We start from the raw sequence: 14,424 nt of genomic DNA, 5'->3' as shown, positions 1-14,424 counted from the left end.
CTAGTTCAGCTCCGGCCCGCCGGTCGCAAGATCGGCTTCTTCCTCGCCGGTATAGGGGTCTTCGTCCGGCCCCAGCTCGTCGCTCGGGCTCGGCACGTCGAAGCCGGCGGGCGGGATGGCTTCCAGGAAGCCGGCCGCCTTCAGCTCGTCCACGCCCGGCAGGTGGTTCACATTCTCCAGCCCGAACTGGACCAGGAAAGTCTCCGTCGTGCCGAAGGTCACCGGCCGGCCCGGCGTCTTCTTGCGGCCGCGGATCTTCACCCAGCCAATTTCCATGAGGACATCAAGCGTCCCCTTGGACAACATGACGCCGCGAATATCCTCGATCTCCGCCCGCGTCACCGGCTGATGATAGGCGATGATCGCCAGAGTCTCGATCGCGGCGCGGCTCAGCCGCCGCTGCTCGGGCTGCTCCTTGCGCAGCAGGAAAGCGAGGTCCGGCGCGGTGCGGAACTGCCATTTTCCCGCGACATTCGAAAGGTTTACACCGTGTTTCTCATAGCCCGCCTGAAGCTCGGCCAGCAGCGCCGGCACGTCCGCGCCTTCCGGCAAAGATGTTGACAGCGCCTTCGCATCCAGCGGCTCGCCGGCGGCGAACAGCAGCGCTTCGATCATGCGCAAATGCTCGGGGTTTACGCCCACAGCTTCCGCCGGCGTCTCGGCCGCAAACTCGGCCCCCTCTTGTTCCACTTCCACTCCCATTTCCGTTTCGATCTTGGCGACCAGGCGGGCGACTCCACTCATGGCGTGACCTTTGCTGTTTCGTCGACTGAAAAAGCTGCGATCTTGTCGCGAATATAAACCTCTTCGAACGGCGCCATCTGGCGGATCTCGATCCGCCCGTCCCGCGCCAGCTCCAGGCAGGCCAACAGCGTGGACGCGATGGCCGAGCGCCGCCGCTGCCCGCCGGACCATTCGAACGGCAGAAGCCGCTCCAGCCCGCTCCAGTCGGCGATGCGGCCCAGCATCCGCTCCAGCCGCGCCCGGGCCTCCTCGATCAGGAGCACCGGCGCGTGCTGGCGCACATAGGTCCGGCCGCCCAGCGTCTTGGTGCGCTGCGTCGCATAGGCGGTCAGAAGGTCGAACAGCGTGTCCTTGTAGGTCTTGAGCTTGACGACATTGACCGGCTCCGGATCGCCGCGCCCGAACACGTCGCGCCCCAGCCGGTCGCCGGCCATCAGCCGCGCCGCCGCCTGGCGCATCGCCTCCAGCCGCTGCAGCCGCCAGCGCAGCCGCGTCGCCATCTCGTCGGCCGACGGTTCGCCGTCCACCGAAGGCGGCTGCGGCAGGATGAGCCGCGACTTGAGATAGGCCAGCCACGCCGCCATCACCAGATAGTCGGCCGCCAGCTCCAGGTTCATCTTCTTGGCGGATTCGATGAATTCGAGATACTGGTCCGCGAGCTTCAGAATCGAGATCTTGGCGATGTCGACCTTCTGGTTGCGCGCCAGGGTCAGGAGCAGGTCGAGCGGCCCTTCGAAGCCGTCGACATGGATCATCAGCGCTTCGTCGGCCGGGGCCACGATGGCGTCGAAATCGCCGAAATTCTCGCCCGGGTCGCTCATGCGCTCACGCCGGCGTGATTGGCGGCCATGAGCTCGGCGAGGCGCGCCTCGGCGGCCGCCGGATCGAACGCGTCGGGCACGCTCAGATGCGACAGCGCATGTTCCGCGCGCCGCAGCGCCTGCCCGTCCAGTTCCTTCACCTCGGATGCCACTTCGGCCATCTCATCCATCTTGCCGTTGCAGTGAAGCACCACATCGCAGCCCGCAAACAGAGCCGCCTTTGTACGCACCGGCAAGGGCCCGTCCAGCGCGTTCATCGAAAGATCGTCCGATATCAACAGGCCGTCGAAACCGATCTCGCCGCGAATCACGTCGCGAATCACTTTCGGGCTGGTGGTCGCCGGGCGCTGGGGATCGATGGCCTCGTAGACGACATGCGCCGTCATCGCCATCGGGCAGGTGTTGAGACTGCGGAAGGTCACGAAATCCGTGGCGCTGAGTTCCTCGGCCTCGGTCGCGACGCGCGGCAGCGCCAGATGCGAATCGGCCGTGGCGCGGCCATGGCCGGGAATGTGCTTCATGATGGGCAGCACGCCGCCCTCCAGCAGTCCCTCGATCTGCGCCCGGCCCAGATCGATGATCGCCGCGGGATCGTGGGCAAAGGCACGGTCGCCGATCACCGCATCGGCACCCTCGATCGGCACATCGAGCACCGGCAGGCAATCGACGTTGATGCCGAGCTCCGTCAAATCGTGCGCGATCAACCGCGCGTTCAGGTAGACCGCTTCGAGCGCCGCTTCATGGTTCGCCGCATAGATTTCTCCGAAGCGCGCCGCGGGCAGCCTGGCCTTCCACACGGGCGGCTTCAGCCGCGCCACGCGCCCGCCTTCCTGGTCGATCAGCACCGGCGCGCGCGCATCGCCGACCGTCTCGCGCAGCGCCGCCACCAGCGCGCGGATCTGGTCGGGCGTATCGATGTTCCGTGCGAACAGGACGAATCCCCAAGGCTGAACCTCGCGGAAAAAATCCCGCTCCGCGGCGCCAAGCTCCAAGCCGGCGCAGCCATAGATCGCGCGTGTTCGCATGCCCCTGCTCTTCCGCCCGGCTTATTTGGCCAGGAGACAATCGCCGCCTTCGGCCTTCAGCTTGGCGCACAAAGCGCTCGCCTCGGCCTTGCTGCCCGCCACGATGCGCAGGCGGTACCAAGTCCCCTTGGCCCCGAGGTCCGCCGATTTCACATCGGACGACAATCCGCTCACCAGCGAAGCGTGCTTGGCCTTGTACGCGGCCCAGGCGGCATTCGCGTCCGCCTCCGACTTGTACGATCCGATCTGCAGCAACCCGGACCCGGCGGGCGCGGCCGGCGCCACGACGGGCGCGGGCGCCGGCTTGGGCGGCGCTGCCACGGTCTGGGCCGGCACAGTCTTCGGCTCGACCGGCGCGGGCTTGGCGACAACCGGCGCCGGCTTGGGCGCGGCCGGCGGCGGCGCCGTCACGGCCGGCGTCTGCACCGGCGCCGTAGCGACAGGCTTGGGCGGCGGCGGGGCCGGCGTCGCCTGGACGGGAGCCGGCGCCGGCTTCATCGCATCGTTCGAGGGCGGCGCGGTATCGCCGCTGGCCTCCGCGTCCGACGGCGCGGGCTGCTGATAGATCTTGAGACCCGTATAGGGCGTCGGCGTCCCGCCGGCATTCTCGGGCGCGACCTTGGCCGGTCCCTGCGCGGCCGCGATCACGCGCGGCGCCTCCGCATGGCCCTGCTGCACGCCCTTCTGATAGGCGAGCCAGACCACCGCGCCGAACGCCGCCAGCACGAGCAGCGCGATGACGATCAGAAGCGGAAGGCGCGAGCCTTCGACGTCTTCCTCGTCCTCGGCGGCGTCGAACACGCGAACGTCGTCCGATCCTCTCTCGAAATTGGCCATGGCTCCGGCTCCGATTCTCTTGAAACCAATCTAGCACCCGTCCGCGCCCGAATCATGGCACCGGCAAGGCCTAAAGCTCGATAACCTCGCGGAAAACCCGGCCATATTCCAGCAAGGCGTAGCGATCGGTCATCCCCGCGATGTAATCGCGCACCACCCCGCCGGTCACCGCGTCGCCCGGCGCGCCGCACAGCGCCGCCCAGTCGGCGGGCATTTTGGCGGGTTCCGCGCTGAACGCCGCGAACAATTCCGCGACCACCGCCTTGGCCCGCCCGATCGGAACCATCACGCGCGGATGGCGATACATGTGCGCGAACAGGAAGCGCTTGAGCGCCTCCACCTGCGACCCCATGGCCGGGGAAAACGCCGCCAGGGCCAGCGCCTGCGCGCGGACATCCCGCGCCGAGGCCAGTCCCGCCGCGGCGATCCGCGCCCGCGTTTGCGCCAACAGGTCGTCGACCATCCGGCTCATCAGTGTACGGACGAGCTCGCCGATGAAGCGCCCGAGTTCGAGCCGCCCGAACCGCGCGATGACCTCGCGGACATGCTCGCCCGCCAGCGGCGCGCCGGCGAGATCGTCGATGGTGAACAGCTCGGCCCGCAAACCGTCGTCGATGTCGTGGTTCACATAGGCGATGTCGTCCGCCATCGCCGCCACCTGCGCCTCCAGCGACGGCCAGTGCGCCAGATCGAGCGTCCAGCGCGCGTCGAAGGACTGGATCGGCCCAGGCAATACCATCGGCCGCGAAGAAAGGCCCGCCTCCCCCGCGCGCGGAGCGCCGGCGGGGGAGGTGCCCGTAGCCGGCCCCTCGGCCGGCGAAGGGCGGAGGGGGGAAATCAAAGGTCCGTTGTGCTTGACCAGCCCCTCCAGCGTCTCCCAGGTCAGGTTCAGCCCGTCGAACGCCGCATAGCGGTGTTCGAGCTTGGTCACCAGCCGCAGCGCGTGGGCGTTGTGATCGAAGCCGCCGATGGATTCGGTTACGGCGTTCAGCGCCTCCTCGCCGGCATGGCCGAACGGGGTGTGGCCGAGGTCGTGCGCCAGCGCCAGGCTCTCGGCCAGGTCCTCGTCCAGCGCCAGCACGCGCGCTAGGCTGCGCGCGATCTGCGCCACCTCCAGCGAATGCGTCAGCCTTGTGCGGTAATAATCGCCCTCATGCTGCACGAAGACCTGGGTCTTGTGCTTCATCCGCCGGAAGGCGGCGGAATGGATGATCCGGTCGCGGTCGCGCTGATAGCAGGTCCGCGTCGCGCTCTCCGGCTCCGCGAAGAACCGCCCCCGGCTGTCGGAAGGCCGCGCCGCGAAGGACGCGCGTTCGGCCGGGGGAAGGTAGATCGGCGGGAGAAGGCGGCCGGGCGGCTGTGCGGTCTCGCGACTCTGCATGCCCGCAATTTGTCATGGCCGGCGCATGGGGGCTATCCAAATTCCGCACGCCGCGCCCTGTGGTGCCGGCGTTAGATTGGCGCCATGGCCATCACAATTCCCGTCCCCCGCGAGCCGCGTCCGTGAGCGCACCGATCGAAGGCGGCTGCCATTGCGGCGCGTTGCGCTATGCCGTCGAGGGCGAGGTGGTCCGGACCGTCATCTGCCATTGCCGCTCCTGCCAAAGATCGCTCGGCGCCGCGTTCGCCGCTTTCGCGAATGTCGGAGCGGCCGATTTTCGCTACACGCGCGGCGCGCCCGCCCTTTATCGCTCGACGGCGCAGGTTCAGCGGGAGTTCTGCGGCGCCTGCGGGACCCAGCTTGTCTTCCGCCGCGACGGCGCGGCGCGGATCGGCGTCAACGCCGCCACGCTGGACGACCCCGCGCTGGTCAAGCCGGACCTGCATATCTGGACCGAAAGCGACATCGGCTGGTTCGACACCACCGACGCGGCGCCGCGCCATCGCCAATCGCCGTGGTAAACCCCGGTCCGCACCGGCTTATTCCGCGCGCGGAGCCGCGGAGGACGCGGAGTTTCGCCCCTCCGCGTCTCCGCGCCTCCGCGTGAGCCCCTTTTTTAGAGCGCCCCGGCGTACTAGATAGAGAAGATGACCGTCGAAACCGCCCTGCCCGTGACCGTTTCCGCCCGCGCCGCCAAGCGCATCGCGGACATCCTGAAATCGGAACCCGCGCCCACCATGCTCCGGCTGGCGGTGACCGGCGGCGGCTGCTCGGGGTTCCAGTACAATTTCGCGCTCGACGACGCGCGGATGGACGACGACCTGGTGGTGGAGCGCGACGGCGCCACGGTGCTGATCGATCCGGTCAGCCTGGACTTCCTGAAGGGCGCGGAGATCGATTTCTCCACCGACCTGATCGGCGCCGCCTTCAAGGTCAACAACCCCAACGCCCAATCCTCCTGCGGCTGCGGCACCAGCTTCTCGGTCTAAGCGGTTTTCCCCCCGGCACGCCGCGTTTCGCGCTTGAATTTTAATTCGGTATTTGCCTAAATACCGAACATGAACCTCGTCTTCCGCGCCCTCGCCGATCCGACCCGCCGCCGCATCCTTCAGCTTCTGCGCGCGCGCAACATGAATGCCGGCGAGATCGCGTCGCATTTCAGCGTCAGCAAGCCGACACTGTCGGGACATTTCACCATCCTGCGCGACGCCGGCCTCGTCACCGCCGAGAAGAGCGGCACCACCGTCACCTACCGCCTCAATCTTTCGGTGCTCGAAGACGCCCTGCTCGGCTTCGCGGACGGTTTCGGCATCGGCCAGCCCAAGCCGCGCCGCGCGCGCGCCGCCAAGGGCCTCGCATGATCGCCAAGCCCTACGCCGCCGTCAGCGCCCTTCTCGTCCTCGGCATGTTCGCCGTGGCGGCCGTGATCGCACTGCGAATGCCGGTCGCGCTCGCCGCCAATTTCGCCCGCGTGGCGCTGCTCTTCTTCATCCCGGCCCTGGCGGCGCTGTTCTGGCTCCTGTTCGCCGCCGTACCGTGGATCACACCCCGTGGCCGCAATCTTTTCCAATCGCAATCGGCCTATGGCGCGATCTGGCTTGCCGTCACGTCGATGTCGGCGGCAAGCTTCAGCGTCGCCCTGGGCCCGGTGTTCCATCTCGCCTGGGCCGGTCCGAACCTTGTCCATGCCGCATCCGGAATCGCGCTGATCGTCATCGGCAATGTGAGCGGCAAGCTGCGGCCCAATCATTTCGCCGGCATCCGAACCCCTTGGACCCTCGCCGACGACGAAGTCTGGGACAAGACGCACCGCTTCGGCGGCTGGATCTTCGTGATCTGCGGCTTCGTCGTCCTCAACGCCGCGCTCATCTTCGACGCGTCGGCGACGACCCGGATCGCGACAGGCGCCACGCTGGCGACGGCGATCGTGGTGATCGGCGCGTCGTGGCACTTCGCCCGGCAGAAGCGGGCCCGCCTGAAAGGGGACAACATATGATCGAGCGCCTGTCTCTCGCCGTCCTGCTCTTCTCCTGCGCCCTATTGCTGCCGCTGGGCGCGGGCGCGGCGCAGCCCGCCATCGACGGCGACTGGAGCGGCACCATCGTCGCCGGCCCCCAGAAGCTGCGCATCGTCTTCCACATCGAGACCGTCGCCGCCGGGATATCGGCGACGCTGATCAGCGTCGACCAGGGCGGCGTCAAAATGCCGGTGGCGACCGCTTCCCGCGACGGCGACAGGGTCGTGCTCGACATTCCCCTGATCGCCGGCAGGTTCGACGGCGTTCTCGCGCCGGACGGAAAAGCCTTGACGGGCACCTGGAGCCAGCGCGGCGTGGCCGTTCCCCTGGCCCTCGCCTGGCACCCGCTCGGCACCCCCGCGCCCGCGCAACCCGCCACGCTGCCGCGCCCCGCCGGCATCGCCGAAACCGACCGGTCGCTGAACCTCGGCGGCGACAGGCTGGCCGGCACGCTCGCCTATGCCGGCGCCGCGCCGTCGCCGCCGGCGGTCCTGATGATCGCCGGCTCCGGCCCAACCGACCGCAACGGCAATTCCCCGACCTTCGGCTACAAAGCCGATACGCAGCGCCTGCTGGCCTACGGACTGGCCCTGCAGGGCATCGCCTCGCTGCGCACCGACAAGCGCGGCGTCGGCGGCAGCGCCGCCGCGATGCATGGCGAAGCCGATATGCGCGTCGGAAACTATGTCGACGACGCCAAGGCCTGGGCCAAGGATTTGATGGCCCGAACCGGCGCGAAATGCGTCTGGCTCGCCGGCCATAGCGAAGGCGCGCTGATCGCCGAGCTCGCGGCGCGGGACAATCCCGACATCTGCGGCCTCATCCTCCTGGCCGGTCCGGGGCGGACGATGGCCGAGGTGCTGCGCGCCCAGCTCGCCCACCTGCCGGACGACCAGCGCAAATCCTATTACGACGCCATCGACGCGCTTTCCGCCGGCCGCACGGTCGACCGGCCGGCGAACGATCTGCTGTTCCGCCCCAGCCTGCAGCCCTATGTCCTCTCGGAGATCGCGCTCGATCCGGCCGCGCTGCTCAAGCGGCTGACCGTTCCCGTGCTGATCGTGCAGGGCGACGCCGACCGCAACATCCTGGTCGAGGACGCCAAGGCGCTCGCCGCCGCGCGGCCGGACGCGACCTTGCTGGTCGTGCCGGGCATGACGCATGCGCTGAAGCTTCCGCCGCCCGGCGTGGCCGAAACCGATCCGAGCCTCCCGCTCGCGCCCGGCCTCGTCGACACCATCGCGAGCTTCATCAAAACGCACTGAGAAAAATATTTCGCGGCAACAAAATATCGTTGGCCGCAACGCGCCCGAAAAACTTATCCACGCGGCAAAACAGATTCCTCCGCGTCCTCCGCGGCTCCGCGTAAGTCCTCCGTTGGATAACGGCCGATAAAATCGCGTCCGGAAAAATTTTCGTCGGCCCCTTGAACCGAGTCGGTCCAGGCACCAAATCACGCATATCCCAACAGCTATGAGCAGACCGCGGACGACGCCAACGCGTCGCCGGCGCGAGACCGCGCGCCGAATCCCCGCTAGACTTGCCGCCTCATCGAGGGCCGCCATGAAATTCGCCACTTGGAACGTCAATTCGATCCGCACGCGCCTCGACGCGGCCGTGCTGTGGCTCAAGGAAGCCAACCCCGATGTCGTCTGCCTGCAGGAACTGAAATGCCAGGAGGAGCAATTCCCGCGCGAGGCGTTCGAGGCCCTCGGCTATAATTGCGCCGTACACGGACAGAAGAGCTACAACGGCGTCGCGATCCTCTCCAAGCGGCCGATGGAGGACGTGACCCCGCGCCTGCCCGGCGACGACGAAGACAACCATTCGCGCTACATGGAGGCGGTGATCCCCGGCGCGGCGGGCGTGGTGCGCGTCGCCTCGATCTACGCGCCCAACGGCAATCCGTTCGGCACGGAGAAATTCACCTACAAGCTCGCCTGGCACGAGCGGCTGCACAAGCGCGCCAAGGCGCTGCTCGCGGGCGAGGAAGCCGTGGCCCTGATGGGCGACTACAACATCATTCCGATGCCGGAAGACTGCAAGGATCCGAAGAACTGGATGAAGGACGCGCTGTATCAGCCCGAATCGCGCGCCGCGTTCCGCAAGCTCGCGAACCTCGGCTACACCGACGCCTTCCGCGCCTGCAATGCCGAGCCGCACCGGTACACGTTCTGGGATTATTTCGCCGGCTCGTTCGAGCGCGACAACGGCATCCGCATCGACCACATCATGTTGACGCCCCAGGCCGCCGACCGCCTCAAGACCTGCGCCATCGACAAATACGTCCGCGAACGCGAGAAACCCTCCGACCACGTCCCGGTGTGGTGCGAATTGGCGATCTAGAGTCACACCGATGTCATGGCCCGATCGATGAATGAAGAGGGCTGACGCGTCAGCGCAGCTCCTCCGTCGCGTCGCGCTCGAAGATCGCCTCCAGGCTCGTCATGTTCATCCCGTGCTTCAGCCAGTTGTACGGCGTGAGGTTCACCGACTTGATCATCGCCCGCACGATCCCACCCTCCGCATCGAGGTCGAAGTCGAGGACGTTGATGCACCCCGTATCCTGTTCGAACGCGCCCATCGCGGAAAGCCCCGCGCCGCAGGCCCAGCTCAGCACCAGCCGGTTGATGCCCTCATGCGCCACCACCAGCGCCGTGTGCCAGCCCGCCTCGCCGAGCAGCCGCTTCAGCGCACCCACCGCCCGCGCCTGCGCCTTCGCATATTCCTCGCCGCCATCATGGTTGGTGGCGCCCGGATTGCCCGCCTCGGAGAACCGCACCTTCATGCGCTCGATCAGTTCGGCGCGGCTCGTGGGCGGCGGGTTCATCTGCCCGCCGGCGATCTCGACCAGGTCCGCGTCGATCGCAAGCGCCGGCGGCGCCGTCTGCGCCGCCAGCACATGGGACGCCGTCTGATGGGTGCGCGGATAGCCCGAGCAAACCGCGCGGTCGAAGACGACATGCGAAAGCGCGGCGCCCGCCGCTTCCGCCTGGAGCCGCCCGCGCGTCGTCAAGGGCACGATGTTGATCGCGCCTTCCGCCGCGACATGCCTGGCGAGGTAGTCGACATGGCCGTGCCGCATCAGATAGATGCGCCGGCGCGAAGCCGTTCCGGGAAGCGCGCTCATGAATCTCTAGATCGCACCCGCACTTGTCAGTTTTGCGATGGTGTCCGGCGAGAAGCCCCACGCGGCCAGCGCGCCGGCGCTGTCCGCGCCCTCCGGCGGTCCCTGCACCTGCGGCACGGTGCGCGAAAAGCGCGGTGCCGGCGCCGGCTGCGTCACGCCGCCGATCTCGACGAAGGCCTGCCGCGCCACATTGTGCGGATGCTTCGGCGCCTCAGCCAAGGACAGCACCGGCGCATAACAGACATCGGAGCCCAACATGATCGCATCCCATTCGTCGCGCGTCCTGGTCTTGATCACGACCGCAAGCTTCTCTTTCAGCGAAGGCCACGCATCCCGATCCATCTGCGCCGCGAACGCCGGATCGGTGATGTCCGCCCGCTCCATCAGCTCCTTGTAGAATTGCGGCTCGATCGAGCCGAGCGCGATGAACTTGCCATCCTTGGTCTCATAGGTGTCGTAGAAATGCGCCGCGCCGTCGAGCAGGTTCGCACCCCGCTCATCCTTCCACATGCCCATCGCCGTCATGCCGTAGAACATCGCCATCAGCGACGCCGCGCCGTCGGTCATCGCGGCATCGACCACCTGGCCCTTGCCCGAGGCCCGCGCCTCCAGGATGCCGCACACCACGCCGAAGGCGAGATAGAGCGCGCCGCCGCCGAAATCGCCGACCAGGTTGAGCGGCAGCACCGGCTTGCCGCCGGCCGGACCGATGCCGTGCAGCGCGCCGGTGAGCGCGATGTAGTTGATGTCGTGGCCCGCCGCGCTGGCCAGCGGTCCGGTCTGGCCCCAGCCGGTCATGCGGCCATAGACGAGTTTCGGATTGCGCTTGAGGCACACATCGGGTCCGACGCCCAGCCGTTCCATCACGCCGGGGCGGAAGCCTTCGATCAGCGCATCCGCCCGGTCGATCAGCTCCAGCGCCGCCTCGACGGCCTCGGGCTTCTTCATGTCGAGCGCCACCGCCTTGCGGCCGCGATAGGTCACTTCGCCGTTCGACGGCGAACGGCCGCCCTTGCGATCGATGCGGATGACCTCGGCGCCCATGTCGGACAGCAGCATCGCCGCGAAGGGACCCGGCCCGATTCCGGCGAATTCCACGATCCGAATGCCCTTCAGGGGACCCATGCAAACCCTCATCGCAATTGCGCCGCATTTCCCTCTTAGCCGTCCGTTTCGGACAGGACAACAGAAGGGGAAGAGCATGCGCCATACCGTTCTCGCCGGCCTGATCTTCGCCCTTGCCGCCGCTACGGCAACCGGCGCGGATGCGGCCCCGACGCTGGTCTTCAAGATCGACAAGGTCACCGCCGCGATCGTCCGGAACCGTCTCGTGGTCAGCGCGACGGGCGCGGTGCGAAGCGGCGGCTGGAAACTGCCGCGCCTGCACATGAAGGAATTTCGCGTTCCCGAATCCGACACCGAGGTGATCGAGTTCCTCGCCTCGCCGCCGGGTGCCGGCGAGGTCGTGATCCAGGCGCTGCTGCCGGTCACCGCGACGGCGGTGTTCCCGCTGCCGCGCTACGCGACGGTCCAGGTGAAAGTGCTATCGGAGACCAATTCGGTCACGGCGCCGATCGGCCCGCCGCCTGCTCGTCCCTAGCCTGCAGCGCCTTGTCGATGACCCGCGCCAGGATCTCCGGCTCGCGCGCGCCCGAGATCATGAACTTGCTGTCGAAGATAAAGGTCGGCACGCCGCTGATGCCCATCTGGTTGGCCATGCCCGCCTCGCGCTCGACGAGTGCGTAATCGGCATCGCCGGCGAGCAGATTACGCACCAGGACCGTGTCCATTCCGGCTTCGCCGGCCACATCGGTCAGGACACCGGGATCGCCGATATCGCGCCCTTCGATGAAATACGCCTTGAACAGCCGCTCGACCACGTCGTCCTGCACGCCCGCGCCGCCGGCCCAGCGGATCAGCCGGTGCGAGTCCAGCGTATTGGGCGACTTGACGATTTTATCGAGGGCGAAGTCGATGCCCTCGCCGGCGCCTTCGCCGCGGATCGTCTCGCCCATCGCGGCGGTGCGCGGCGAGTCGCCGAACTTGGCTTTCATATAGGCCCGCCGGTCGACGCCTTCACGCGGGATCGTGGGATCGAGCTGATAGGGCCGCCAGAATACTTCGACCGGGACATCCGGCCGCATCGCCAGCGCGCGGCCGAGTCGGCGCTTGCCAATGAAACACCACGGACACACCGTGTCGGAGACGACGTCGATCTGCATGGCGGAAGCTTACCAAGAAAGATGCCGAAACCGCAAAACAATGCGCAACATCTTGAGTTTGCGAGAGATACATGACCGATCGGAATGACCTTGCCGGCCGGGTCGCCTTCGTGACGGGTGCGACCAGCGGCCTCGGACGGCACTTCGCGAAAATCCTGGCCGGTGCCGGGGCGGCGGTCGCGCTATCCGGCCGCCGCCCCGACCGTCTCGCGGAGGTGAAAGCCGAAATCGAATCCGCCGGCGGCCGCGCCGCCGCGATCCCGCTCGACGTGACCGACGCCGCCGCCATCGCGCCGGCGCTCGATGCCGCCGAAGCCGCGCTCGGCCCGATCGACATTCTGGTGAACAACGCCGGCCTCAGCGTGCTCGGCCTTTCGGTGGAAATCTCGGCGGACGATTTCGACAAGGTGATGGCGACCAATCTGCGCGCGCCCTTCCTCCTCGCAACCGAGGTCGGCCGCCGCATGATCGCGGGCAAGCGGGAAGGGCGCATCATCAACATCGCGTCCATCGGCGCCTATCGCGTGCTGCCGGGCGTCACACCCTACTGCATCTCGAAGGCCGGAGTCGCGATGATGACCCAGTGCCTGGCGCGCGAATGGGCCCGCAAGGGCATCAACGTCAACGCGCTCTGCCCCGGCTTCATCGAGACCGAGTTGAACGACGCATGGTTCGCCTCCGACAAGGGCAAGGCGCAGGTCGCAAGCTTTCCGCGCAAGCGCCTCGCGCGGGAGAGCGATCTCGACGGCATGCTCCTGCTGCTCGCATCCGACGCCTCGCGCGCCATCACCGGCTCGCTGCTGACCGTGGACGACGGCCAGGCGCTGTGAGTACGTTGGAGGGACAAGCCCCGAGGAACGTTACGCCGCCGCCGCGGTGACGACGCGGTTGCGGCCGTTGCGCTTGGCGCTGTAGAGCGCCTGGTCGGCGCGGTGCAGCAGCGCTTCAGCCATGTCGCCCGGTCCTTGCGTGCCCGCGATGCCGATGGAGATGGTGATGGCGAGCCGGCCGGGTGCCCGCGAGATCACGATGGGTGTCGTCTCGATGCTCTTGCGCAGGCGCTCGGCGATCGAATAGGCGAGGTTCATGTCGGTGTCCGGCATGACGACCACGAATTCCTCGCCGCCATAACGGCAGGCCAAGTCGATGCCGCGGACATTGGCGGAGATGCGGTTGGCGAATTCCTTGAGCACCTCGTCGCCGATGTCGTGGCCGTGCCCGTCATTGACCGCCTTGAAGAAGTCGATGTCCATGATCAGGAAGGCAAGCGGCTTGCCGCTGCGCACCGCGTTGGACACCAGATTGTCGAGGTGACGCGCCATGTAGCGGCGATTGTGCAGGCCGGTGAGCTGGTCGGTGATCGCCATCTCCAGGCTGAGCTGCACGTTGTGGCGCAGCCGGTCGGAATAGCGCTTCTTGCGCAGCTGGGTGCGGACGCGCGCCACCAGCTCGTTCTTGTCGACCGGACGGGTGAGATAGTCGTTGACGCCCATTTCGAGCGCCTGGTTGAGCTTGCGGCGGTCGCCATCGGTGACGACGACAAGGATCGGCACGTTGCGCCCTTCCGGCAGCGAGCGGAGCTGTGAGCACAGCCGCAGCCCGTCAAAGCCGCGCATGCCAAGGCTGACCACGATGAGGTCGTAGTCGCCGCCGCGCACGCGCACCAGCGCTTCCTCGAAGGTATCGACCGAAGCGACCTCATGGCCGCCGGGCTGCAGCGCATTGGCGAACCAGGCGACCGATTCCGGCCGGTCCTCGATGATCAGGATGCGGCCGGTCGGATTGGCGTCCATCAGTGTCGCCGCCGGATCGATCAGACCCATGCTCTGGCCGGTCGTCTCGCGCATCCGCAATTCGTCGGTCATCATCTTGAGGCGCACCAGGCTGCGCACCCGGGCGAACAGTGCCGCGTCGTCGACCGGCTTGGTGAGGAAATCGTCGGCGCCGGCATCCAGGCCCGCGACGCGGTCGGACGGCTGGTCCAGCGCCGTGACCATTACGACCGGGATATGAGCCGTCTTGGGATTGTTCTTGATGCGGCGGCAGACCTCGAAGCCGTCCATGCCCGGCATCATCACGTCGAGAAGCACGATGTCGGGCGCCGCCTGATCGATCTTGGCGAGGCATTCCAGCCCGTTGAACGCGCTGACGACCTCGAAATATTCCGCCGTCAGCTTCGCCTCGAGAAGCTTGACGTTGGAGAGGATGTCGTCGACGACCAGAACGCGCGCCGTCATGGCGTGTGCC

General features: G+C 67.4%; 17 protein-coding genes. 8 read left to right on the top strand and 9 right to left on the bottom strand.

All coding sequences use genetic code 11. The features are described from left to right. The 5 genes from scpB to dgt form a co-directional block, all read right to left on the bottom strand. Positions 1 to 744 carry an SMC-Scp complex subunit ScpB gene (scpB, locus tag WDM86_06185; GenBank protein MEI9989608.1) on the bottom strand — a complete coding sequence of 248 codons (744 nt, stop codon included), beginning with the start codon at positions 742 to 744 and terminating at the stop codon, positions 1 to 3. After that, positions 741 to 1,565 (bottom strand): ScpA family protein, encoded by an 825-nt coding sequence (locus WDM86_06180; protein MEI9989607.1) that lies wholly within the window; start codon positions 1,563 to 1,565, stop codon positions 741 to 743. The genes scpB and WDM86_06180 overlap by 4 nt, the downstream gene beginning before the upstream one ends. After that, entirely contained in the window at positions 1,562 to 2,590 is a 1,029-nt protein-coding gene (gene nagZ, locus WDM86_06175) for a beta-N-acetylhexosaminidase (protein ID MEI9989606.1), read from the bottom strand. The genes WDM86_06180 and nagZ overlap by 4 nt, the downstream gene beginning before the upstream one ends. 21 nt (positions 2,591 to 2,611) lie before the next feature. Continuing rightward, entirely contained in the window at positions 2,612 to 3,427 is an 816-nt protein-coding gene (locus tag WDM86_06170; protein ID MEI9989605.1) for an SPOR domain-containing protein, read from the bottom strand. Between the two features lie 70 nt (positions 3,428 to 3,497). Continuing rightward, a complete protein-coding gene (gene dgt / locus WDM86_06165; GenBank protein MEI9989604.1) occupies positions 3,498 to 4,808 on the bottom strand; it encodes a dNTP triphosphohydrolase in 1,311 nt (436 codons plus the stop codon). 122 nt (positions 4,809 to 4,930) lie between these two features. Here dgt and WDM86_06160 point away from each other — a divergent pair, with 122 nt between their 5' ends. From WDM86_06160 to xth, 6 genes are all read left to right on the top strand, one after another. Next, positions 4,931 to 5,329 carry a GFA family protein gene (locus WDM86_06160; GenBank protein ID MEI9989603.1) on the top strand — a complete coding sequence of 133 codons (399 nt, stop codon included), beginning with the start codon at positions 4,931 to 4,933 and terminating at the stop codon, positions 5,327 to 5,329. Between the two features lie 126 nt (positions 5,330 to 5,455). After that, entirely contained in the window at positions 5,456 to 5,797 is a 342-nt protein-coding gene (erpA, locus tag WDM86_06155) for an iron-sulfur cluster insertion protein ErpA (protein ID MEI9989602.1), read from the top strand. Between the two features lie 69 nt (positions 5,798 to 5,866). After that, entirely contained in the window at positions 5,867 to 6,169 is a 303-nt protein-coding gene (locus WDM86_06150) for an autorepressor SdpR family transcription factor (protein MEI9989601.1), read from the top strand. After that, positions 6,166 to 6,804, top strand: a complete 639-nt coding sequence (locus tag WDM86_06145) for an SdpI family protein (GenBank protein ID MEI9989600.1) — start codon at positions 6,166 to 6,168, stop codon at positions 6,802 to 6,804. Before WDM86_06150 ends, WDM86_06145 begins: the two co-directional genes overlap by 4 nt. Continuing rightward, positions 6,801 to 8,090, top strand: coding sequence for an alpha/beta fold hydrolase (locus WDM86_06140; protein ID MEI9989599.1), 1,290 nt, complete (start codon positions 6,801 to 6,803; stop codon positions 8,088 to 8,090). The genes WDM86_06145 and WDM86_06140 overlap by 4 nt, the downstream gene beginning before the upstream one ends. A 298-nt stretch (positions 8,091 to 8,388) precedes the next feature. Further along, positions 8,389 to 9,171, top strand: coding sequence for an exodeoxyribonuclease III (gene xth / locus WDM86_06135; GenBank protein MEI9989598.1), 783 nt, complete (start codon positions 8,389 to 8,391; stop codon positions 9,169 to 9,171). 49 nt (positions 9,172 to 9,220) lie between these two features. Here the strand turns inward: xth and WDM86_06130 are convergent, their stop codons facing one another. Together WDM86_06130 and WDM86_06125 are read right to left on the bottom strand one after the other, a co-directional pair. Next, positions 9,221 to 9,955, bottom strand: coding sequence for a histidine phosphatase family protein (locus WDM86_06130; protein ID MEI9989597.1), 735 nt, complete (start codon positions 9,953 to 9,955; stop codon positions 9,221 to 9,223). 6 nt (positions 9,956 to 9,961) lie between these two features. Then, on the bottom strand, positions 9,962 to 11,080 hold the full coding sequence (locus WDM86_06125; GenBank protein MEI9989596.1) for a CaiB/BaiF CoA-transferase family protein: 1,119 nt from the start codon (positions 11,078 to 11,080) through the stop codon (positions 9,962 to 9,964). Positions 11,081 to 11,156: 76 nt separating this feature from the next. On the opposite strand from WDM86_06125, the gene WDM86_06120 reads away from it, so the two are divergent. Continuing rightward, positions 11,157 to 11,555 (top strand): hypothetical protein, encoded by a 399-nt coding sequence (locus WDM86_06120; protein ID MEI9989595.1) that lies wholly within the window; start codon positions 11,157 to 11,159, stop codon positions 11,553 to 11,555. Here WDM86_06120 and WDM86_06115 read toward each other — a convergent pair. Beyond that, entirely contained in the window at positions 11,518 to 12,177 is a 660-nt protein-coding gene (locus tag WDM86_06115) for a DsbA family oxidoreductase (protein ID MEI9989594.1), read from the bottom strand. The genes WDM86_06120 and WDM86_06115 overlap by 38 nt on opposite strands. Before the next feature lie 71 nt (positions 12,178 to 12,248). Here WDM86_06115 and WDM86_06110 point away from each other — a divergent pair, with 71 nt between their 5' ends. Then, positions 12,249 to 13,007 (top strand): SDR family NAD(P)-dependent oxidoreductase, encoded by a 759-nt coding sequence (locus tag WDM86_06110; GenBank protein ID MEI9989593.1) that lies wholly within the window; start codon positions 12,249 to 12,251, stop codon positions 13,005 to 13,007. A gap of 30 nt (positions 13,008 to 13,037) precedes the next feature. On the opposite strand, the gene WDM86_06105 is transcribed toward WDM86_06110, so the two are convergent. After that, positions 13,038 to 14,414 carry a PleD family two-component system response regulator gene (locus WDM86_06105; GenBank protein ID MEI9989592.1) on the bottom strand — a complete coding sequence of 459 codons (1,377 nt, stop codon included), beginning with the start codon at positions 14,412 to 14,414 and terminating at the stop codon, positions 13,038 to 13,040. Positions 14,415 to 14,424 lie beyond the last annotated feature (10 nt).

Source organism: Rhizomicrobium sp., assembly GCA_037200045.1.
Taxonomy (GTDB): Bacteria; Pseudomonadota; Alphaproteobacteria; order Micropepsales; family Micropepsaceae; genus Rhizomicrobium.
The sequence above is the reverse complement of the archived record's forward strand: the minus strand, read 5'-3'. Positions and strand labels throughout refer to the sequence as shown.